24 protein-coding genes and 1 other RNA gene are annotated in these 21,100 nt (G+C 45.9%); 12 read left to right on the top strand and 13 right to left on the bottom strand.

The genetic code is table 11. The features are described 5' to 3' along the window. Positions 1 to 150: 150 nt before the first annotated feature. Both RW114_RS07600 and RW114_RS07595 read left to right on the top strand, forming a co-directional pair. Positions 151 to 441, top strand: a complete 291-nt coding sequence (locus RW114_RS07600) for a type II toxin-antitoxin system RelE/ParE family toxin (RefSeq protein WP_340122141.1) — start codon at positions 151 to 153, stop codon at positions 439 to 441. Positions 442 to 465: 24 nt separating this feature from the next. Next, entirely contained in the window at positions 466 to 1,287 is an 822-nt protein-coding gene (locus RW114_RS07595) for an alpha/beta hydrolase (protein WP_340122137.1), read from the top strand. Here the strand turns inward: RW114_RS07595 and RW114_RS07590 are convergent. Continuing rightward, the gene (locus RW114_RS07590; protein WP_340122136.1) at positions 1,259 to 1,876 is read right to left on the bottom strand and encodes a PilZ domain-containing protein; all 618 of its coding nucleotides are present in this window, start codon (positions 1,874 to 1,876) and stop codon (positions 1,259 to 1,261) included. The two genes, RW114_RS07595 and RW114_RS07590, sit on opposite strands and share 29 nt — an antisense overlap. Before the next feature lie 155 nt (positions 1,877 to 2,031). Here RW114_RS07590 and RW114_RS07585 point away from each other — a divergent pair, with 155 nt between their 5' ends. The 4 genes from RW114_RS07585 to RW114_RS07570 all read left to right on the top strand — a co-directional run bounded on the left by RW114_RS07585 (position 2,032) and on the right by RW114_RS07570 (position 5,862). Next, positions 2,032 to 2,631, top strand: a complete 600-nt coding sequence (locus RW114_RS07585; protein WP_340122135.1) for a transglycosylase SLT domain-containing protein — start codon at positions 2,032 to 2,034, stop codon at positions 2,629 to 2,631. Positions 2,632 to 2,666: 35 nt separating this feature from the next. Further along, on the top strand, positions 2,667 to 3,149 hold the full coding sequence (locus tag RW114_RS07580) for a BamJ family beta-barrel-assembly machinery protein (protein WP_340122134.1): 483 nt from the start codon (positions 2,667 to 2,669) through the stop codon (positions 3,147 to 3,149). An 89-nt stretch (positions 3,150 to 3,238) separates the two neighbouring features. Further along, positions 3,239 to 5,593: a bifunctional 23S rRNA (guanine(2069)-N(7))-methyltransferase RlmK/23S rRNA (guanine(2445)-N(2))-methyltransferase RlmL gene (gene rlmKL, locus RW114_RS07575; protein WP_340122133.1), complete on the top strand. Its 2,355-nt coding sequence runs from the start codon at positions 3,239 to 3,241 to the stop codon at positions 5,591 to 5,593. Beyond that, positions 5,593 to 5,862, top strand: a complete 270-nt coding sequence (locus RW114_RS07570) for an acylphosphatase (RefSeq protein ID WP_340122140.1) — start codon at positions 5,593 to 5,595, stop codon at positions 5,860 to 5,862. The genes rlmKL and RW114_RS07570 overlap by 1 nt, the downstream gene beginning before the upstream one ends. Before the next feature lie 118 nt (positions 5,863 to 5,980). Here the strand turns inward: RW114_RS07570 and RW114_RS07565 are convergent, their stop codons facing one another. Together RW114_RS07565 and msrP are read right to left on the bottom strand one after the other, a co-directional pair. Continuing rightward, a complete protein-coding gene (locus RW114_RS07565; protein WP_340122131.1) occupies positions 5,981 to 6,706 on the bottom strand; it encodes a protein-methionine-sulfoxide reductase heme-binding subunit MsrQ in 726 nt (241 codons plus the stop codon). Then, positions 6,706 to 7,650 (bottom strand): protein-methionine-sulfoxide reductase catalytic subunit MsrP, encoded by a 945-nt coding sequence (gene msrP, locus RW114_RS07560; RefSeq protein ID WP_340122130.1) that lies wholly within the window; start codon positions 7,648 to 7,650, stop codon positions 6,706 to 6,708. The genes RW114_RS07565 and msrP overlap by 1 nt, the downstream gene beginning before the upstream one ends. Before the next feature lie 289 nt (positions 7,651 to 7,939). Between msrP and RW114_RS07555 the strand changes: the two genes are divergently transcribed. Beyond that, positions 7,940 to 8,944: a cytochrome-c peroxidase gene (locus RW114_RS07555; protein WP_340122129.1), complete on the top strand. Its 1,005-nt coding sequence runs from the start codon at positions 7,940 to 7,942 to the stop codon at positions 8,942 to 8,944. Between the two features lie 39 nt (positions 8,945 to 8,983). Here RW114_RS07555 and RW114_RS07550 read toward each other — a convergent pair whose 3' ends face one another. Continuing rightward, on the bottom strand, positions 8,984 to 10,252 hold the full coding sequence (locus RW114_RS07550; RefSeq protein WP_340122128.1) for a hypothetical protein: 1,269 nt from the start codon (positions 10,250 to 10,252) through the stop codon (positions 8,984 to 8,986). A 10-nt stretch (positions 10,253 to 10,262) separates the two neighbouring features. Then, positions 10,263 to 11,762, bottom strand: a complete 1,500-nt coding sequence (gene ppx / locus RW114_RS07545; RefSeq protein WP_340122127.1) for an exopolyphosphatase — start codon at positions 11,760 to 11,762, stop codon at positions 10,263 to 10,265. Positions 11,763 to 11,904: 142 nt separating this feature from the next. On the opposite strand from ppx, the gene RW114_RS07540 reads away from it, so the two are divergent. The 3 genes from RW114_RS07540 (at position 11,905) to RW114_RS07530 (ending at position 14,369) form a co-directional block, all read left to right on the top strand. Beyond that, on the top strand, positions 11,905 to 12,834 hold the full coding sequence (locus RW114_RS07540) for an ABC transporter ATP-binding protein (protein ID WP_340122126.1): 930 nt from the start codon (positions 11,905 to 11,907) through the stop codon (positions 12,832 to 12,834). After that, positions 12,831 to 13,595: an ABC transporter permease gene (locus tag RW114_RS07535; protein ID WP_340122125.1), complete on the top strand. Its 765-nt coding sequence runs from the start codon at positions 12,831 to 12,833 to the stop codon at positions 13,593 to 13,595. The genes RW114_RS07540 and RW114_RS07535 overlap by 4 nt, the downstream gene beginning before the upstream one ends. 573 nt (positions 13,596 to 14,168) lie before the next feature. Continuing rightward, on the top strand, positions 14,169 to 14,369 hold the full coding sequence (locus RW114_RS07530) for a hypothetical protein (RefSeq protein ID WP_340122124.1): 201 nt from the start codon (positions 14,169 to 14,171) through the stop codon (positions 14,367 to 14,369). Here the strand turns inward: RW114_RS07530 and ssrA are convergent. The 3 genes from ssrA to RW114_RS07515 all read right to left on the bottom strand — a co-directional run bounded on the left by ssrA (position 14,348) and on the right by RW114_RS07515 (position 15,698). After that, positions 14,348 to 14,724: a transfer-messenger RNA gene (gene ssrA / locus RW114_RS07525) on the bottom strand. The genes RW114_RS07530 and ssrA overlap by 22 nt on opposite strands. A 137-nt stretch (positions 14,725 to 14,861) precedes the next feature. Beyond that, a complete protein-coding gene (locus RW114_RS07520) occupies positions 14,862 to 15,074 on the bottom strand; it encodes a cold-shock protein (protein ID WP_340122123.1) in 213 nt (70 codons plus the stop codon). A gap of 450 nt (positions 15,075 to 15,524) precedes the next feature. Beyond that, on the bottom strand, positions 15,525 to 15,698 hold the full coding sequence (locus RW114_RS07515) for a hypothetical protein (protein WP_340122122.1): 174 nt from the start codon (positions 15,696 to 15,698) through the stop codon (positions 15,525 to 15,527). Positions 15,699 to 15,942: 244 nt separating this feature from the next. On the opposite strand from RW114_RS07515, the gene RW114_RS07510 reads away from it, so the two are divergent. Next, entirely contained in the window at positions 15,943 to 16,206 is a 264-nt protein-coding gene (locus RW114_RS07510) for a DUF2024 family protein (protein ID WP_340122121.1), read from the top strand. A 132-nt stretch (positions 16,207 to 16,338) separates the two neighbouring features. On the opposite strand, the gene RW114_RS07505 is transcribed toward RW114_RS07510, so the two are convergent. From RW114_RS07505 to RW114_RS07485, 5 genes are all read right to left on the bottom strand, one after another. Next, the gene (locus tag RW114_RS07505; RefSeq protein ID WP_340122120.1) at positions 16,339 to 16,788 is read right to left on the bottom strand and encodes a CBS domain-containing protein; all 450 of its coding nucleotides are present in this window, start codon (positions 16,786 to 16,788) and stop codon (positions 16,339 to 16,341) included. A 315-nt stretch (positions 16,789 to 17,103) separates the two neighbouring features. Then, complete coding sequence (locus tag RW114_RS07500; protein WP_340122119.1) at positions 17,104 to 17,289, bottom strand: hypothetical protein; 186 nt, start codon at positions 17,287 to 17,289, stop codon at positions 17,104 to 17,106. 73 nt (positions 17,290 to 17,362) lie between these two features. Then, a complete protein-coding gene (gene gorA, locus RW114_RS07495; RefSeq protein ID WP_340122118.1) occupies positions 17,363 to 18,715 on the bottom strand; it encodes a glutathione-disulfide reductase in 1,353 nt (450 codons plus the stop codon). Positions 18,716 to 18,751: 36 nt separating this feature from the next. Then, entirely contained in the window at positions 18,752 to 19,279 is a 528-nt protein-coding gene (locus RW114_RS07490) for a peroxiredoxin (RefSeq protein WP_340122117.1), read from the bottom strand. A gap of 129 nt (positions 19,280 to 19,408) precedes the next feature. Further along, on the bottom strand, positions 19,409 to 19,840 hold the full coding sequence (locus RW114_RS07485; RefSeq protein WP_340122116.1) for a DUF2383 domain-containing protein: 432 nt from the start codon (positions 19,838 to 19,840) through the stop codon (positions 19,409 to 19,411). Between the two features lie 666 nt (positions 19,841 to 20,506). On the opposite strand from RW114_RS07485, the gene RW114_RS07480 reads away from it, so the two are divergent. After that, complete coding sequence (locus tag RW114_RS07480) at positions 20,507 to 21,100, top strand: DedA family protein (protein WP_340122115.1); 594 nt, start codon at positions 20,507 to 20,509, stop codon at positions 21,098 to 21,100.

Genomic DNA, 21,100 nt, shown 5'->3' with positions numbered 1-21,100 from the left:
CCAAAAGATCTCCCCGGTGGCTTGGCAACATATCCACTTCTTGGGCCACTATGACTTTAAAAACAACCGTAACCCAATCGACTTCGAAGCGATGCTGGCCGACATAAGATTTAATTAACCCCTGCCAGCAGTATCATTATTCTATAAGGCATTGTTATAATTGAACTTCCAAAATTTCCGGGGTTTGGGCTTAGATCCCCCAAAGACTCCAGTTTTTATGCCCGACAATTTATTGAGCGTATTTTTGATGCCACAACAAAACTGGAACCTTTTCCCGAGATAGGCCGACGAGTGCCGGAAGCCGAAGAAAGAACCGATATTCGGGAATTGATTTTTCAAGGCTACCGCATTATCTATCTGACCCAGCCAGAGCACATCACTATTATCGCCGTCATTCATGGCAGCCGCGATTTAACCGGAATGGAAGATAAGCCTTGGTAGTTCTGTAGGCCGGACAAACAAAAAATGCCAACATTTAAGCCTATGCTTTCAATCCTGCTGACCTACTTACTGCTCCTGCTGATCGTTTTTCTATTCCAACGAAAAATGATCTATTTCCCCGATACGTATCCGATTGAAGACCAACAGCAACTGGCCGATCAATCCAACCTGAAGCTCTGGCCGTCGGCGGATGATTATCGGGGACTGATTTCCAAAACATCCCAAACGACAGGCAAAGGCACGGTTATCGTTTTTCACGGCAATGCGGGCTCTGCAACCGACCGGACTTATTACCTGGATGCGTTGGAGGAACTGGGTTACCGGGTGATCCTGGCCGAATATCCGGGCTATGCCGCCAGAAACGGTACGCCATCGGAAGCGGCGTTGATTGCCGATGGCATCCAGACCGCAAAACAGGCATTGAACGATTTTGGCGGCCCTATTTTTCTGTGGGGCGAATCACTGGGTGGAGGCGTGGCCTGCGGCATCGTGCAGAGCGGGCAAGTTCAGGTTAAAGGCATTGTCCTGATCACGCCGTTTAGCAGCATGGCCGATGTTGCCCAACACCATTACTGGTTTTTCCTGGCCAAATGGCTGATCCGCGATAAATTCGACAATATTGAAAACCTGCAAAATTACTCGGGGAACACGGCGATTCTGATCGCGGAAGAGGATGAAATCATCCCCAATAAATACAGCTTAAAGCTGTTCGAGTCACTGCACGAACGAAAGAAAATCCGGACATTTAAAGATGCGAACCACAACACGCTGCCGCTGAATCAAGAGCTTTCCTGGTGGCAAGAAGTTATGCAGTTTGTTAGCGGGCAAAACGAGGTATCCCCTTAATGGCTGTTTTTTCCATGTGCATATATTCCAACCCGAGCAATTTTCTGTCATCGGCGATACCTTCAACCCACATCACTTTTATTTCACCTTTAAATTCCATCTGCTCAAATTCAAACTCGGTTATCTCACCCACTTCGACGGCTATGGATTCAACAATACTAATCATTAACCCGTCCACCGAAACATTGACGGTATTAAAATCGCGATATTTACCATCTAACAGGATTTTGCCCGGAGTCGTCATGCTTTTTCTATACACTTTTCTCCTGTACAACTGGCTATCGACATCATAAACAACACTTTTAAATTCCAGTGCGAGCAATATATGATCATCGAACATATCAACCCTGACCACCTCGGCTTCACCGGCTAAACGCATTTCAGGAAGATATAAATCTATCGTAGCCGATGCCGACAGCATATTAAAAATCTCTTTGACGTCGCTGCTCGCCTGATCAAACTTTAATTCTGCAAGCACCCCGGTTAACGAAAGGTTTTTAATGGTTATTTTCCGCTCTTCTCCCCCCATATAAATCAAACCATGCGACATTAAGTTTTTCCGATAAGGCCGGTCTACATCTAAACTCATCTAACTATCCTCTCTGATTACCCGTGTTATGCTGTTGCTCAAATACTGCACAATGCTACCAGTCGCAATTATAGCGCCTGTATTATTTTTTTTCTTTTCCATTACAATTATTTTCGTCGCCTACATCATCTCAATCTTGCCTAACCTTCTTCATCATGAAACAACCATTATTCCTGCTCTTGTTATTGTCTTTGGCGGCCTGCACGGCACTTCCGCCTAAAAACAGTGACAATATATGCTCTACTTTCAGGGAAAAAGAGGATTGGTATGATGACGCTAAAAAATCATTTGAGAGATGGGGGGTACCTATCCACATTCAAATGGCGATCATGCACCAGGAGTCGCACTTTGTTGCCGATGCACAACCGTCACGTCCTTGGCTGCTGGGATTTATTCCGCTGCCCCGAGCCAGCAGCGCTTATGGCTATGCCCAAGCCAAAGATGAAACCTGGGATGGTTATCAGACCAAGGCAGGCGACTGGGGAGCGGATCGCGATGACTTTGCCGATGCCGCTGATTTTATCGGCTGGTACTGCAATATCAGCCACACTCGATTAGGCATATCGAAACTGGATGCCAAAAATTTATACCTCGCCTACCATGAAGGACATGGCGGTTATTATCGCAAAAGCTATTTACAAAAAGCCGGCCTAGTACAAATTGCCAACAAAGTAGCCAAGCGAGCAAAACTGTTTCAACACCAATTAGGCGATTGCAAAAAGGAATTAGAAAGCGAAAGTTCGTTTTTTTGGTAAACTATTCAGCTCAACATTCATAAAAAGGATAAGTCGTGAGAAAAATTCAAACTCAAGTTCTTTTAATTGTCACCGTCATTCTTATAGGATTTACTATGTTTTCAATGGCCAATGCCACTACCCCCGAAGAAAATAAAGCAGCAGGAACCGCCTTTCTTACAGAAAATACTAAAAAACCCAATATCGTAACGACAGCAACCGGCTTGCAATACGAAGTATTGACACCTGGAACAGGCGCTACTTCACCTTCAGCTACCGATAGCGTTACCGTGCATTACAAAGGCACTACCCTTGATGGTGAAGAGTTTGACAGTTCTTACAGCCGAGGCGAACCGGCCACATTCCCCTTAAATCGGGTAATCCCCGGGTGGACTGAAGGCGTACAACTAATGAAAGAAGGCGCAAAATACCGCTTTTATATTCCGTCAGAACTTGCTTATGGCGAGCAAGGCGCAGGCCGGGCAATCGGCCCGAATGCCGCATTGATCTTTGATGTTGAGCTGATCAAGATTCAGTAAAAAAGCCGACGGAAGGCGCAAGATGCAAGGCAAACAAGCCTGCATCTTGCGCCTTTTTACTTTCGCCTTTCGCCTTTCGCCTCGTTCCTATGCCCACTTACCAATTATTTGCCACAACCCCCAAAGCGATGGAAACCATCCTTACCGATGAACTCAGCGCACTCGGCATAACCCATATCAAGGCCACTCTGGCCGGGGTCGCTTTTCAGGGCGATCTGGAGACCGCATATCGTGCCTGCCTGTGGTCAAGAACCGCAAATCGCATCCTACTGGTACTCAGCTCATTCGAGGTAAAAACCCAGGAAGATCTTTATAACGGCGTACAAAAAATCGACTGGTTTGAGCATATTAATCCTGAAGACAGCTTTGCGGTCTCGTTCAGTGCGAAAAACTCAGAAGCAATCAACAATACCCACTTTGGCGCTTTAAAAGTTAAGGATGCCATCGTCGATCAGATGCGGGACAAGTTTCAAATCCGCCCCAGCATCAATACCGAACAGCCCAGTATCCGCATCAATGTTTATTTGAATGGCGAAACTGCCCAGCTCAGCCTGGATCTTTCCGGTGAAAGTCTGCATCGTCGCGGTTACCGGGACGTCAATATCAAAGCCCCGATGAAGGAAAACCTGGCGGCGGCGATGCTGCTGCGTAGCGGCTGGCCCCAAATCGCCAAACAACAGGGCTCGTTAATCGACCCGATGTGCGGCTCAGGAACGCTGCTGTTGGAAGGCGCGATGATCGCCGCCGATTATGCACCCGGTTTGTTACGCGACTATTTCGGTTTTATTGGCTGGAAAAAACACGATGCCGAATGCTGGAAAAAATTACGTGCTGAAGCCGAACAACGTAAAAAAATCGGTATGGAAAAGCTGCCCGTTATCGTAGGCTTCGATCAAAACCGCCAGACCGTCAACACCGCTTTAGCGCATATCGCCAATGCCGGCCTGCAACATAAAATCCATGTCGAACGCCGCGATATTGAGGACGCGGAACCCGCCGAAAGCTGGAAACCCGGCCTGTTGATCTGCAACCCGCCTTATGGCGAACGCTTGGGCGACGAGCAGGAAACCGCTGAGTTATACAAAAAATTCGGCGCATCACTCAAAGCGCATTTTATCGGCTGGAAAGCCGCGATGATCATCAGCAACCCGGAACTGGGCTTTCGCTTAGGCATCCGCTCACAAAAGCCGATTACCCTGTTTAATGGCGCGCTTGAATGCAAACTGTTACGTCTGGATATTGAAGAAAGCAATTTCTTCACTCCCAAAGCCAGAACGCAGGAAGAGCGTATTGCTCAAGTGACCGAGATCAGCAAAACGCAGGAACAACGGATTGCTCAAGTAACCGAGACCCGCCCTGCTCCGCAACTTGAGACTACCGGCACCGACAAGGAAGCCAGTGTTTCGGGCGCGAAAAGTGTTACAGACAGGGATATAAGTGAGCCCGTCGCTGCCGTGATGTTCGCCAACCGGCTCAAAAAGAACCTGAAAAAACTGTCCAAATGGGCCAAGAAAAATCATATCACCTGCTATCGGGTCTATGATGCCGATTTGCCGGAGTACGCGGTCGCCGTTGACATTTACCAAGGAGAAGTTTACCGCTCCCAGCTCACGCCCCTCACCGACATCCCTGTAGGTGAACAAACCTGGATCAATGTGCAGGAATACGAACCGCCTAAAAGCATCGATCAGCACAAAGCCGATCAGCGACTGGCGGGGCTGTTGGCCGAAATACCTCGGGTACTTGGCGTCAATAGCGATCAGGTGTTCCTGAAAATACGCCGCAAGCAAAAAAGTACCGATCAATACGAAAAACAGGGTGACCAGGGGCGTTTTCACATTATTGAAGAAGGCGGCTGCAAGTTACTGGTGAATTTTGAAGATTATCTGGATACCGGCTTGTTCCTCGATCACCGGCCTATACGCATGATGATTCAACAACAGGCCAAAGGCAAAAGCTTTTTAAACCTGTTTGCCTATACCGGCAGCGCGACAGTTCATGCGGCAATGGGTGGCGCTGCATCGACGACCACTGTTGACATGTCCAACACCTATATCAACTGGGCAAAAAAGAACATGGCGCTGAATGCTAACGAAGGCGCGCATGAATTTATCCAGGCCGATTGCCTGGAATGGCTAGCCACTGAAGCCGAGCTTCCCAGTAAACACTACGATTTGATTTTCCTCGACCCGCCGACTTTTTCCAATTCCAAACGGATGGATGAAGCGTTCGACATACAAAACGACCATGTACAACTGATTAATAACGCCATTTCCTTGCTGTCGCCGGGAGGTGTCCTATACTTTTCGACCAACTTCAGACGCTTTAAAATCGACAAGCAGGCATTGTCTGATTTCATCGTAGAAGACATCAGCGCGGCAACAATACCGGAAGATTTTGCCCGCAATCCAAAAATCCATTATTGCTGGAGAATTAAAGAGTGATACGCAAAGTTAAAATCCTGGTTTCCGGTCGAGTTCAAGGCGTTTACTTCCGCCTTTTTACCCAGAACAAGGCCAAACATTTTGCCATAAAAGGCAGCGCCAAAAATCTCCCTGATGGTCGGGTTGAAATCATCGCCGAAGCGGAAAAGCTGGCTATTGAAAAATTCATTAAATGGTGCCACAAAGGCCCGATAACCGCCCGGGTCGATCACGTTGAAATCACCGAACTTCAACATGATGAAGTGTTAACGTCTTTTGATATAACCTAAAAGGTTAACAGGGAGCCGCTATTGTTGCGCAAGCTTTTTATGGGCGTGGACACCATGGATGGTGTGAATGCAAGAAAATGCAGGAGCAATTTGTCGTCCCCTGCCCATCACGCGACCGCTAATGCTTTCGGCGGCCGCAGTCGTCGACGCGATTTGGTAAAGCCTGCATTTCCACTACGCCATGCTTCGCGGAAACACCTGCCCTATCGCTTCTGGGGACTACTCGGCTCCTGTCTCGCAGCGAAAGTTTACGGGTCTTTCGGCAATGAACAATAATCCGTATTGCCAATAAAATACTGATCACCACTGCATAAATCAACGGTTCGGTATAATCCGCTTTTACCAACCAAAAATAATGTATCAGAGCCGTTAACCCTGCGACATAAATCAAACGATGCAGTTTTATCCAATTTCGCCCCAATCTTTTCTGCATGTTTTTGGTTGAAGTTACGGCCAGAAGAATGAGCAACGCATAAGTCAGCAAGCCCATCAGGATATAAGGGCTTTTCGGCACCTCGTCTTTAAATGCCTCCCAGGATAGCGACAAATCAAGCGCGATAAAAATCAGTAAATGCAGGCTGGCATAAAAGAAAACGAACAGGCCTATCATGCGCCTAAAGCGCATTGGCCAGCTCTGCCCGGTTATTATTTTAATCGGTGTCAGCGCCAAAACCACGCACAAAAATCGCAAGGCCCAATCGCCAAAACCGAAATGCAGGGTTTCTATGGGATTAGCGCCCAGTTGATCGTTGATGCCATCATTTATCAGCAAGCCAAAAGGCAGCAGACTCAGCGAAAAAATGATTACTTTTATGCCCACCCAGCCTTTTTTGCCGAGTAACATCAGAAATGCCGCTTTAGATCCATACCGGAATAAAGCCCCGCGACTTCCGCGCCATAGCCGTTAAACTTTTCCGTATCACGCTTCGGGGTAAAAATACTGCTGCCTAAAACCCGCTCGCGGCGTTGACTCCATCTGGGATGAGGTACTTCAGGATTAACGTTGGCATAAAAACCATTCTCCGCAGGAGCGCTTTTATGCCACGCGGTTTCCGGCATATTTTCCATAAAACGTATTTTAACTATCGCCTTGATACTCTTGAAACCGTATTTCCACGGCACAATCAGACGCAACGGCGCGCCATTCTGCTTGGGCAACTCATCGCCATACATGCCGGTAGCCATAATCGCTAACGGATGCATCGCTTCATCGATACGCAAACCCTCCACATAAGGCCAGTCCAAAACGCCGGAACGCTGACCTATCATGATTTCAGGGTTATAAAGCGTGGTAAATTCGACAAACTTGGCTTTCGACGTAGGCTTAAAGCGCTTCAGCATATCACCCAATGGAAAGCCTATCCACGGCACCACCATAGACCAGGCTTCCACGCAACGGAATCGGTAAATACGCTCCTGCACAGGATTATCTTTTAGAATATCTTCCAGATTGTAAACGCCCGGCTTTTCCACCTCGCCGACAACTTCGACGCTCCACGGCGTGGTTTTTAACGCCTGGGCTAAAACAGTCGAATCCTGTTTATTGGTGGAGAACTCATAGTAATTGGTATAACCGGCAACATCCTCACGATCGGTAACCGCTAACTTAGCGGAATAAGGCCCGACCGGAACATCGGCATATTTCCCCGTTTCTGCCTGTCCCAGGTTCGGCAACATAAGCCCCGCCGAAAACGCAGTAGCCGCTTTAATAAACTCCCGTCGGGATTCAAAAACCGCCCGGTCGGTGATTTCGCTACTCAAGATGTTTGCTTTGGTTTTGATTAACATGCTCAACCCCTTTGTTACGTGCGTTTACGCTGTGGAACTTAAATAATACATCAAACCGTTTTGACATCGCTAACCCTGACAGCCGGAACCTCTATTTCAGTCAATACCCTGTCGCTAAAATGATATTTTTTAATCAAAATACCCATAAATTCACACCGATAACTCAAGCAGGGGAAATTTGGTTGTACCTTATCTGCTGCATATCTTACAATTCTGTCGGATGTGCAGTAAGGTTACTGGGCTATGTAGGTTTTCCGCATTAATAATAACTAATATTTTGGAGGATAGTATGTTTAAAATTCGTTCGCTGGTTACAGCGTTGGCGTTGGCAAGTTCGGTTTCGGTGGCTTCGGCTTGGGAGGTATTGCCCAAAGAAGCCCCTGAACCGGCAGATAATGCGACAACGCCGGCTAAAGTTGAGTTGGGTCAAATGCTCTATCATGATCCTCGTTTGTCCTCTACAGGTACGGTTTCTTGCTCTTCCTGCCATAACACCATGCTGGGCGGCGAAGATAACAGACCGAATGCTATGGGTGTTAACGGTCAAACAGGTGGACGTAGCGCGCCGACAGTCTGGAATGCTGCGTTTAATACGGTCCAATTTTGGGATGGCAGAGCGGCAAGCCTGGAAGAGCAAGCGGCAGGTCCCGTGACCAATCCGATTGAGATGGGCATGAAAAACTGGGATGAGGTCGTTGCCCGTTTAAAAACGATTGAAGGTTATCAGCTGCCCTTTGAGCGGGCTTTTGGTACGGATACCATCACTAAAGATGCTGTAACTAAAGCAATTGCCGCTTATGAAAGAACCTTGATTACGCCTGACAGTCCTTATGACCGTTATGTTTCCGGCGATAAATCAGCCTTATCGGAACAACAGGTTCGCGGCATGGAAAAAGTTGCGGAATTGGGTTGTACCACTTGTCATAGCGGCCCGGCGTTTAACGGCCCCGGTGTGTTCCAGAAGTTCCCTGTCATCCCCAACGGCTATTGGGAAGCGCAATATCATTTCAGCAGGGATAAAGGCTTAGCGGAAGTCAGCAACAAGCAGGAAGACGAACATTTGTGGAAAGTACCGACTTTGCGTAACGTCGCTTTGACTGCGCCTTATTTCCACAATGGTTCGGTTAAAACGCTGGATAAAGCGGTAACGTTGATGGCAAAACTGCAATTAGGCAAGGATTTAAGCAAAGAAGAAGTTGCCGATATTGTGGCCTTTTTGAATGGTTTGACCGGCGAGTTCCCTAAACAGCAAATGCCTGTTTTGCCAGGTACACCGGATTCTACTTTTAACTAAGCGGTTAATTCGGGGGCGATCGCTCGGTCGCCCCTGTTTTTATTCTGCACTATAAATTGGCATTTCCGAAATACGCAGATCAATCTGCTTTAAAATTTCCAGATAAATTGGACTGTTTACCGATTCAAAACGCTGTTTAAATTCAACCTCATCCATATGCTCAGGCAGATCTCTGGGATCAGGCATAAAATCACTGTAATCTTTAATCCCGGACATGGCTTTTTGCATTTTTCGTGCATTTTCCGGTGAGGATGTTGCCATTTCACCAAAGCGTATCCCCGCTTTATCGGCGGCCAAGTCAATAAAACTGAAGCCACTGCCGCTGTGTGCATCGCTTAGTTCTTTTTCTTCTCCTGAAATTTGGGCGGCTTGCTTGTTTACCAATACGGTAAGCGCGGCTGATCCTATAAAATGTTGCGCCAGATCGATACGTTTATACAAAAAGGCAGTATATTGTTTTCCAGTCACGGGCGTAGCTTCAATCGAAGACAGCAGTTTTTTTGCCTCCCGTTTATTAACATAGTCATTGATTGTAGAAATAACGACCCTGTTTTCGTCTATGGCGGTTTCCATTGTCGAGCGTTGGTAAGCCAGTTCAAATAATGGACGCAACAACTCCGCCAGTGATAAGCGCCATTCCGGGTCATGCTTGGCGACAATGTCGGCTAGTTTCTGCTGATAAATATTCAGCGTAGAATTATCGCCAGTGTGCGTCAAAAAGTTCCGCGCCTGTAACAATGTATTTTTATTGGGATAGTAGGTAATAGAGAGTTTTTCCGCATCAATGGTTACCGCCTTGAGGGGACGGGTTGCCAGAATAAAATACTCATTCAACGATGAATGCTGAATAATGGTGTCGATAACAAAAGCCGCCAATTTTGCCGGCAGTAATAGTTTTCCAGCTTTAAATTTGGTTATGACCGGAAGATCATTGCCTTTAACGTTGCCTAATCTAAAGCTAATATTCAAATACTTGCCTAAGCTATTTTTAGGCAAGGTCATAGTAACCACGAATCGCAACTCACCGTTTTTCAAATCCAAATCAGCCGCACTTTTACTAAAACGGTTTAACAAATAATTACCGGCAAGATTAAGGTCGGCTTCGGTTAATTCAATGATACCGATTTCATCAGGCTTCGTTTTAAATCCTTCATACAGGATCTTTTTTGCCCTGAGCAAATCGTCATGGGTGGGCGACCATCCCACTTCAAGCTCGGGCTTGTTGCCGACGCCAAAAAGAACCAGCATCACACATAAAATCAATAATGCACTAATGGAATAGAACGAAATACGAAATAAAATTCTCATGAGCTTAGGGTTAAGAAAATTCCAGTTTGAAACCGGCAGGTTTTAAATAGTCGGCTTCCAGAACCAAATCAGCATGAGTCAACGGTGCCTGAGCCAGCCAATTGGCTGGGAACTGCACGCGGATTTTTGATTTTATTAGCGATATTTTAAAATCGGGCAATACATGTTCCTGGCGATTGCGGTGCAACAATACCGACAGTCGCAAAATAACGGTCAGATTGGGCGCGTCAATATTCCAGGGGGATGGTAATTTATTGAAATGGGAGCGTGAAAATTTACGTCGATGTGATTTTACAATAGTTGATAATAAAAGCTGATCCTGCCTGGAAAAACCGGCAAAGTCGCCATTCTCAATAATATAAGCGCTGTGTTTATGGTACTGACTGTGGGCGATATCCTGCCCAATCTCATGCAGATCTGCCGCCCAGTTTAAAAACTGCATAACATGTTCGTGGTTAGGCCCGCAAAAACCATCACCCAATTGTTTCTGTATATAGCTAATTGTCTGTTTAATGCGAGCTGCATGTTCTTTGTCGGTATGATAACGGTCTGCCATAGTCTGCACGGTTGCGGAGCGGATATCATGATCATAAAACCGCCCCAGTAGATCCTGAATCAGGCCTTCTCTTAACGCTCCATCGGAAACGGTCATTTGCTCAATGCCCAAGCTTTTAAAGGTAGCGTAGACGATGGCCACACCGCCTGGAAATACCGGCAGACGCTCTGGGTCGAGTTCCGGCAAATTAAGCTCGTTAACATGGTTACACTGATTTAAATGGGCGACCAGATGCTCCAGTCCTTCCCTGGTTATGCCGTTATTACTCCAGTTTTTAGCTTGAAGGACCTTATCAATCGACCGTAAACTGCCTGATGCGCCGATGGCTTCGTCCCAGTTTTTACGCTGAAATTGCTTCTGGATCGGTTCAAGCTGCTGTTCGGCGAACAAGGTTGCCTGAGTAAATGCACTTTTGGATAATTTACCTTCCTTAAAAAAAGCATTACTAACCAACACGCAGCCCATAGGTGTACTTTCTTTTACTCTGGGCGTATCGCCAGAGCCTATGATGTATTCGGTGCTGCCGCCGCCTATGTCCATAACCAGCCGTAAGTTGGCGTTGCTGCCCAGACTGTGCGCAACGCCCTGATAGATTAAGCGGGCTTCTTCTATGCCTGAAATGATATGGATGGGATGGTTTAGCGCTTTTTCAGCCTTGTCCAAAAACTGTTGAGCGTTTTTTGCCATACGCAAGGTGCTGGTGCCGACAACGTGGACGCTCTCCGGCGGAAAGTTGCGGATTCTTTGACCAAACCGTTCCAGGCAGTCTAAAGCTCTTTTTTGGGTATCGGAATCAAGGTAGTTCCTTTTATCCAGGCCGGCCGCAAGCCTTACCATTTCTTTGAGACGGTCGAGTATTTGTAAATTGCCATCAGTTAAACTGCAAACAATCATGTGAAAGCTGTTAGAACCCAGGTCTACAGCAGCAACGATTTCGGGAGGTTTGTTCGGCACGAGTGATCCAGTTTTGTCTATGTAGCATGTCAATATCTGATAATATTATACAGCTTTAGTCATCCAAACACAGGATGTAGCACGTAATTCAGCTTACGTAATTTAACTTATTTAAAGGCTTCCGTTAAGTGTTAGTTTCAACATGAATGCATTATCCCTGCGTAATCTTAAAAAAACCTATAATAACGGCTTTGAAGCCTTAAAAGGCATCGATCTTGAGGTTGAGGCCGGCGATTTCTTTGCCTTGCTGGGGCCTAATGGTGCCGGCAAGTCAACGGCCATAGGTATTATCAGTTCGCTGGTCAATGCAAGCAGTGGCTCAGTCAGTATCTTCGGGCATGATTTAAGACGTGAACAGGCAAAAGCGAAAAGCTGCCTCGGCTTGGTTCCTCAGGAAGTCAATTTTAATCAATTCGACACCGTCAAAAGTATTTTACTCAATCAGGCCGGTTATTATGGTACGCCGCGCAAACTTGCGCTGCAACGCACCGAATACTGCCTTAAACAAATGGATTTATGGGACAGGCGCGATACCGTTTCCAGACGTTTGTCCGGCGGCATGAAACGCCGGGTGATGATTGCCCGCGCCTTAGTGCATGCGCCCAAATTATTGATTCTTGATGAGCCGACCGCAGGTGTTGATATAGAAATACGCCGTTCGATGTGGAACATGATGCAGGAAGTCAATCAGCAAGGCACGACTATCATTTTAACCACACACTATCTGGAAGAAGCGGAAAGCCTGTGCCGCAATATCGCCATTATCAATCACGGGCGGATTGTTGAAAACTCCGATATGGCGAGCTTGCTGGCGAGACTGCATGTGGAACATTTTGTCCTGGATCTGGCTCGGCCCATTGCTGCGGCGCCGGTGATTGAAGGCTGTCAAATCGGACTGATAACAGACAAAACCCTTGCTGTTGCCATACCTAAAGAGCACGGCCTTAACAAGCTATTCAGTCAATTGACCGCACAAAATATCGAAGTCATCAGTTTAAAAAACAAGACCAACCGGCTGGAACAGTTATTTATGGATCTGATCGACTCAAACCCGACAGGTAATAAACGATGAACTATTGCATTGCTTTAAAAACTATTGTTACCAAGGAAATATTCCGGTTTATCCGCATCTGGCCGCAAACCTTGCTGCCGCCGGCTATCACCACCGCCCTGTATTTCCTGATTTTCGGCAAGCTGATCGGCGACCGTATCGGTACGATCAGCGGTGCCAGCTACATGGACTATATTGTCCCCGGCATTATTTTAATGTCGGTGATCAGCCACTCCTACGCCAATGTCGTGTCTTCGTTTTACTCGACCAAATTCCAGCGCAATATTGAAGAATTATTGGTTGCCCCAATACCCAACTGGGTGATTCTGAGCGGGTATGTCAGCGGCGGTATTATTCGCGGATTACTGGTAGGCATTGTGGTAGCCTTAATATCCCTGCTATTTACCGATATTAACGTTAATAATATCGCGATTACCCTGACTATCGCCGTACTGACAGCCACCGTCTTCGCTTTGGCCGGTTTTATCAATGCAATACTCGCCGAGAGTTTCGACGATATTTCGATCATCCCGAACTTTGTATTAACCCCGTTAAGCTATCTGGGCGGCGTGTTTTATTCGGTAGATATGTTGCCCGGTGTTTGGCAGACTATCTCGATGGGAAATCCCATTTTGTATATGATCAATGCCTTTCGTTACGGCTTGATAGGCGTGACCGATATTGATATTCAGCTGAGCTTTCTCATTACCGGCGGATTTATCGTCACCTTAACCTTGTTTAGCCTTTACCTTTTGCATAAAGGTGTTGGGATTAAGAATTAGCCGGTTGCGTTACGCCAGCGAATGTTAATTATTCATTCTCCTGGCTGATATTCGTGCACCACTTTCGGACAAAATTCACCCATGTTACGCATTTTTGCTTACTGTCGAGTTTCGGTTACAGACCAAACTACCCAGAATCAGAGCATAGAAATCAAGGCGGCGGTATTCGCTGTTCATGTCCAAGTACAGTCTGTTTCGATCAAAGTAGTTAGAGAGCGTATTCTTTTAATTAACGTGAAATGCGAAGAATACAAGCACTAATTCCATTCGACACGAAACACCGTCTGTCCTGAACCCGTGGAGCATAAACCATAAACCGTCCCTAGCTGAACAGCACACGTCCGCGTGAGCATTGTCCCCGACTCCCGTAGACTCAGTTGTGTGCCTGCGCATATCATGGGTAGCAAAGTTGATTCATGCGTTATTCAGCGATCGTCAGTTACTCTTGCTTATCATTATTTTACATAAGGAATACGGTAATGGCATTAATAACAAGAAGAATTATGCTCTGCGGGTTGATACTGTTAGTCAGCGCTTGCGTACATCCACATCATTTTTATGGCGGAGGCCACGGTGACGGCCATTATCGCGATGGCGGTGACGATAGGCATCGCGGTGGTGGCCATCGTGAGCGAAGGCATCATTAAGCCAACGCAACAACTTCCTGCGGCATTGTTGCTGATGCGCCAGTCAAAAACCGACAGGCATAAAAAAACCGGCAGTGTTTTTGAACTCTGCCGGTTTTTGAAATTTGGTGGAGGCGGGGGGAATTGAACCCCCGTCCGCAAGTACTCCGCCATAAGGTCTACATGCTTATCCCGTCTTTGATTTAGCTGATGACTACCCGTCAGGCCAAGAAAATCATCAGCGATTCCGTAAGGTTTTAGCGCATCCATACCGGACAGATTTCAGCGCGATCTTATGTAAATGACCTCTGAGCGTTCAGCGAACTGAACTCCACCCGCATAAGCACAGATGGTCAAAGGAATGGTGCTGTGTTTAAGCAGCTAAAGCCATTGAGTAGTTTTCGTCATTTGCGAATACTTTAGTTTCAGTAGATTTTACGAGGTGTACTGTCCTCGGCATGCACTTAAGGTTTTGCTACCCACGTCGAAGCCATGTCGCCCCCGAGTAGTTTTCAGGTCATATACTATGGCCTTTATAAAGAAGATCAAGCGCTAACATAAAAAATTAGCTGTTTTCTTTATAGTGTATCTTAATTGCCAGCTGCAGCGACATCTTGCGCTGCAGCAGACATTTTGGTACTTAGATGACCGTTACGTTTTCAGCTTGCGGGCCTTTTTGGCCTTGCGCTACGCTGAACTGTACTTTTTGGCCTTCATCCAGTGATTTGTAGCCGCCGGAGTTATTGATTTGTTGAAAATGTACGAAAACGTCGGGGCCTGATGCTTGCTCGATAAAGCCAAAGCCTTTATCTGAATTAAACCATTTAACGATGCCGGTAGTTATTGTAGACATAATGAGTCCTGTAAAAATTTGATTATATAAAGCCTTAAAAAAGGCGGATAGAGCCGGAAAAATTTGGAAATTACAAAATGAAAAACAGGACGAGGAACTACAAAAGATACATCGAAATGATAAGCAGAGGGTAAATCTTATTTCTAAGCTGGAGGCAGTGTAGACTTCTGATCATAGTGATGTCAAGGTATATTTTTCTATAGCTGAACACGCCAGTTTTAACGGTTAATGATGAACTTGTTCATTGTAGACCAACATCGAGTGTTAACGGGTAGTCGAGTTTAGCTTGCGGTCAGCAGGTGATGTTATTGTGAAGCTAAATTCCTCCAGAAAAGGAATAACTTGATTTTGTGCCGGGGGTTTTAAGCAAATTGAGCAATAAAAAGACTTCCGGGCCGTTAAGCCGTGGAAGTCTTCAGGATACTGGGTTAAGAATTTCAGTTAGATGAATCAATCCCATGAAAGTTGACCGGCCTTGCCCCGTTTACGGTTCAGGTTAACATTACTGGCAATGGCCGCTGAGGCGAATAGCGCAGATGAGATGATGAATTCACCGGAAATAAAGCCTATTAGGCCGATGACAAATACTATTCCAGTTAGAATATCTTTGTAGAAGTCGTTCATGAGCAAGTCCTCATAAAGTTGAAAGGTTTTTTCATACTGCGATTTAACTATAGTGAAAATGCCTATTATTGACAATGGTGCTAGGTATTTATGGATTGTTTCCTGATTGGCTACATTAAATTCATAAGCTATTCATATAGCCATGGAAGCGCTGATTGAATTCTTCAGCAAGCTCAGGAGGTATAAATCTTCATAAGCTTATAATTACAGCCTTCCAATCATCAATAATAAGGAAAAAAAACAAATGACCATCTCCCATGTATTCGATACTTACGCAAAAACCGCACAAAACAAAAAATTGCATTTTAATGTGGTGCTGGATGAACAAGATCAACAGCAAGCCCTGACCTATGCCAAACACTGGTTAGCAAGCATTGGCCTTGATGATGCCGTGGTCACTCCGGAGAACTGCTATTTCTACCACAGCATTGAAGCACCGGCCGCCTTAAGAGCTGATATTGACCGGCAAGGTTATGCCATTTATAAGATGGAAGGATGTCCGAAATAATACCGACTGATTGATTTTTGATCGTTACATACTATAAAAACCCTTACTCGAAAGCTCGAATAAGGGTTTAGTTTTTCGCTTCGTTTAAAGTCGCTTGCCTGAGACGGCGCAGCCAGCTAAATATCTTCCTGACTAGATTTTTGTTTTAACCTCACGCTCCTGTTCTCGAGGCGCGACTTTGGCCAGTTGCGCCATCTCTTCGGCCAGAAGATCCAGTATGTCGTCGGCCGACACAATGCCTTCAAGCTCTCCGTCCTCATTAACAATCGGGATGCGGCGTATTCCCTTGGTACGCATAAGCTGAATTGTTTCAAACACGCCTACTTTTTCCTGCACACTGATCAGTTGCGGACTCATGATGTCACCCACGCTGAACTCATTGAGGTCAAGGGACTGGGAAATTATTTCAATGACGATATCGCGATCTGTAACAATACCGACCGGCACCCGCTTGCCGTCAACCTCATCCACGACCACCAGATCGCCCACATGGTACTGACGCATCAGTTGCGCCGCTTCCAGGATGCTTGTTTCTCTTGTTGCGTACACTACTTCACGGTTACAAAATTCACTAATAGGCATCGGTATTTCCTCTCGATGAGTTGAAGGTAGAATCGCATCAAAACTAACATAGAAACCTGTGTCAGTATAGAGCATTTGGAAATAAGAGAACTGAGCAAGGCGGCAGGGCTATTCGACGAAGGACAAACAATGTACAGCCTCATCCTTGCAGGCATCAGCATACTACGCCTCGTCAGATGCGAACTGCTATGCGGTTCTATGATAGCGCTCATGTCTGCCAGCAGTTTAGGATGCTTAACTTCTGTTGCAGGATTGACTCGGAGTGATATGTCGTTTATGCAGGTAATGCCAGTTTTAAACTCATTGATGCCTACTTCAACAGTAGACCGGTTCCAAACTAAATACATTCTCGGCAATACGGTGCTTGCCATCCAGCAACGACAAAGTCACATCGCCCATTGCGCAGCGCCGCTCAGACCCAGAAATCAAATCAACCAAGCGCGATATTAAGTCCACTATTTCCGTAGAAATTCCATTTCGCACAAGAGTGCTTGTCTTCATCGGTGAGTCTCAGTTTTTGCAGTAAATCATCGTTATAATGGGTATTTTAGTAATTGCGGCTTCCCCTTATTGCTTAAATCACGGCTTCACGTAAGGTAACAAATTCTTCGGCAGCAGTTGGGTGTATGCCGATAGTAGAATCGAAGACCGCCTTGGTCGCGCCGGCTCGAATGGCAACGGCCATGCCCTGAATAATTTCGGGAGCATCAGACCCGACCATGTGCATGCCGACAACCCTGTCAGTGCTGCGGACCACAATCATTTTCATCAGGGTTTTTTCATCCATACCGGAGAGGCTGTTTTTCATTGAGGTGAAACTGGTTTTGTAAATATCGATGTCCGGGTATTTTTCGCGCGCCTGTGCTTCGGTTAGCCCTACCGTACCAATAGTGGGCTGGCAAAAAACGGCAGTAGGAATATTGTCATAATCTACCGGTTTTGATTTATTGACATACAATTTATTGACCAAAGCCATGCCCTCTGCAATGGCTACCGGAGTCAGGTTGACCCGGTTAGTCACATCTCCCAGTGCGTAGATTGACGGCACATTGGTTTGATAATCACTGTTGACTTTAATCGCAGCTTCGCTATCCAGTTCAACACCAAGCTTCTCCAGTCCGAATCCGGTTGAATTCGGTGTTCTGCCAGTGGCATACATCACCAGGTCTGTGCTCACTTGACTGCCATCAATAAGCCGTGCTGCGAAGCAATCGCCTGCACTTTCTATAGCTTCGATATCGGTATTGAAAAGAATATCAATACCTTTCCTGGTCATTTCATCAGCCAGAAAATCACGTATATCCTCATCAAAACCACGAAGCAGTTTATGTCCGCGATGACAAATTGTCGTCTTAACACCAAGACCATGAAGAATGCTGGCAAATTCCACTGCGATGTAACCGCCACCGACAATAATGATATGTTTAGGCAATTGATCGAGGAAAAACATTTCATTCGAGGTGACGATGTGTTGCTTGCCGGGTATGTCAGGAACAGACGGCCAACCCCCTGTTGCAATCAGCATGCGTTCGGCGCTGTATTCCGTACCGTCGACAGCGACAGTATGTGCATCAAGCACTTGTGCCCTGCCAGTGATAAGACTGACACCCGATTTTTGCAGCCGATTGTTATAGACAGCGTGTAGCCTCTCTATTTCCCTATTTTTATTTGCAATCAGGCTAGGCCAGTTGAACGTTGATTTGCCCATCGTCCAGCCAAAGCCTGCTGCCGACTCGAACTCACCGCTGAATTGGGAGGCATAGACCAGCAGTTTTTTAGGTACGCAACCTACATTGACACAGGTGCCACCTAAATAACGCTGTTCAGCAATGGCAACTCGTACGCCCTGTGCCGCAGCCATATTAGCGGCACGCACGCCGCCAGAACCCGCACCCACTATAAACAGATCATAATCATATTGAGTCATGGGGGCCTCTCGTAGAATCAAAGGGCCAATGTCGGCTCATTTGTTATGTTTTAAATAATCCAGCAGGGTATCAGCATCGCTTACCGTAAACGGATCATCCGGACAATTATCAACTTGGCCGGGTTCGCTGAATAATTTGATAATCTTTTTATCCTCGACAATCATGGAATAGCGCCATGAACGACTGCCAAAACCAAGATTTTCTTTTTTCACCAGCATGCCTATTGCCTTGGTAAAATCGCCATTTCCGTCGGGCAGCATTTTTACATGCTTGATGCCCAGATGCTTGCCCCATTGATACATCACAAAGGCATCATTAACACTCAGGCAATAAACCTCATCAATCCCCTGATCAATAAGCTCCTGATATTTGGCATCATATCCAGGCAAATGCTGGCTTGAACAGGTAGGTGTATAGGCGCCGGGAAGAGCCAAAACAACAATTTTCTTCCCTTTAAAAATATCGTCAGTGCTGACATCCTGCCAGCGAAACGGGTTGTCGCCACCGATACTTTCGTCGCGAACACGTGTTTTAAAAACTACATCAGGTACAGTTGAAATCATGTTGGAATTCCTTGATTTATAAATTAGCGTTTGAGCGAGGCAATGCAATCAATTGAGACAGCGCGAACAAATTACGGTCCACGCTGACATCAATTAAAAACTGCATGCCCGATATAAGAACTAGAAAACCTAGTCCAAAAGCCGATCCAAAGTGCGTATATGGGCGTGTTGAGCAGGCAGCAGCTTCGTTTCAATCAACGAGCGAACATCCGAAGGCAAATCGGGATCCTGCAACGCTTTATCATAATCCTCTACACCAATTCTTTCTCCTTCCAGCAAAACTTTCAGTATGGCTTTTTGACCCAACAAATTAGCGCCTCCCTCGACTATTTCCGCCCAAGTACCCCAGACTCCCGAGTCCTCAGAAGGCGTTCCTCCCAATTGAGATATTTCTGCCTGCAAACTGGAAACCGCATCCTTATGATTTTCATAAATGGGCATTAAATACTCCGATTCACCCAGTGCGACATCTTCCCGAAACTTATCCAAAGCCTGTTGATAGGTTTCCGTTGCGGCTAATTCATCTTTCAGCAATTTATCGATTGTTTTAATGTTATGCATAATAAAACTCCTCTATGATTGTTTCTTGATTACATGAAATAGCCTCATCAAGCTTAAGCATTTACTGAGACTCCTTACCCACATGGGCAACACAAAGTCACCCTCCCATTACTTATGGATGATTCTTACATTTTGCGCATTATCCAACGACTAACGGTATCGTTAATAAGCAATGAAATTATTCCTCTGTAAACCGGCTAATTGACTTTGGCTTACAAAGTCAATCCTGCTGTCAAAAGACATGAAGTACAACGTTATAAAAAATTTACTGGAAAAACTTCTGAGAGTCGGTGCGGTGTCGCACACATGGCAAAGGTAGTTGCATAAATCATGTAGAGGAATATATTCGCTGGTTCAACCGCGACAGCCTGCGCAGTGGATTCGGGATTTTTTTTCCTATAGGCGGCACGGTTGATATGGAGATTTAAGCGCTGACTCAGATTTTAATTATCATAATGCACAATTATATTTCATAATGCGCAATGAAGATCAGCGACAAATATCGCGCAAATCACCGTCAAATTGTCGCGCCACACGTCATAAGCCTCTTGCAAACGAGCTCTGTACCAAACCCGACAATGAGCGCCGTATCTGTATCCTGTTTTATAGCCGGTTTGGTCATTCCATCCATGAGTTTACGTAAAAATCGATTAGATATTATTACCAATGGAAGAGCTGATCCATTTAATCCAGACTAATATACCTTATGCGCCCTATATTATTTTCGGCGCATTAATGCTGGCCGGACTTAACATCCCCGTTTCCGAAGACGCGATGCTGTTCGTCTCGGCGGTTTTAGCCAGCATCTACCCCGATTATCTGGTGCAGCTTTTCATTGCCGTTTATCTGGGCGCTTACCTTTCCGATCTGGTCTGCTACTGGCTTGGACGAATATTAGGCGCGAAACTGTTTGAAATCCGGTTTTTCGCCAATAGGGTTTCCGCTCAAAAAATCGGAAAAATCCATCTTTTCTATGAAAAATATGGCTTGATTACGATTCTGGTGGGACGCTTCATTCCTTTCGGCGTAAGAAACGGTTTATTTCTGACTGCCGGATTAGGGCGAATGAATTTTCTGAAATTTGCACTCGCCGATTTAACAGCCTGTACAATCACCACGATTTCCTATTTCTCGCTTTATTACCACTACGGTAATAGCGTGATTGACTATATAAAAACCGGCAATAAAATTGTATTCGCTGTCGCGGTCACGCTGACAGCGATCATTTATTACCTGTTCAAAAAACCAAGGCGCGCATAG

The sequence above is a fragment of the Methylobacter svalbardensis genome (genome assembly GCF_037671525.1).
Taxonomy (GTDB): Bacteria; Pseudomonadota; Gammaproteobacteria; order Methylococcales; family Methylomonadaceae; genus Methylobacter_A; species Methylobacter_A svalbardensis.
This window is presented reverse-complemented; position numbering and strand designations above follow the sequence as displayed.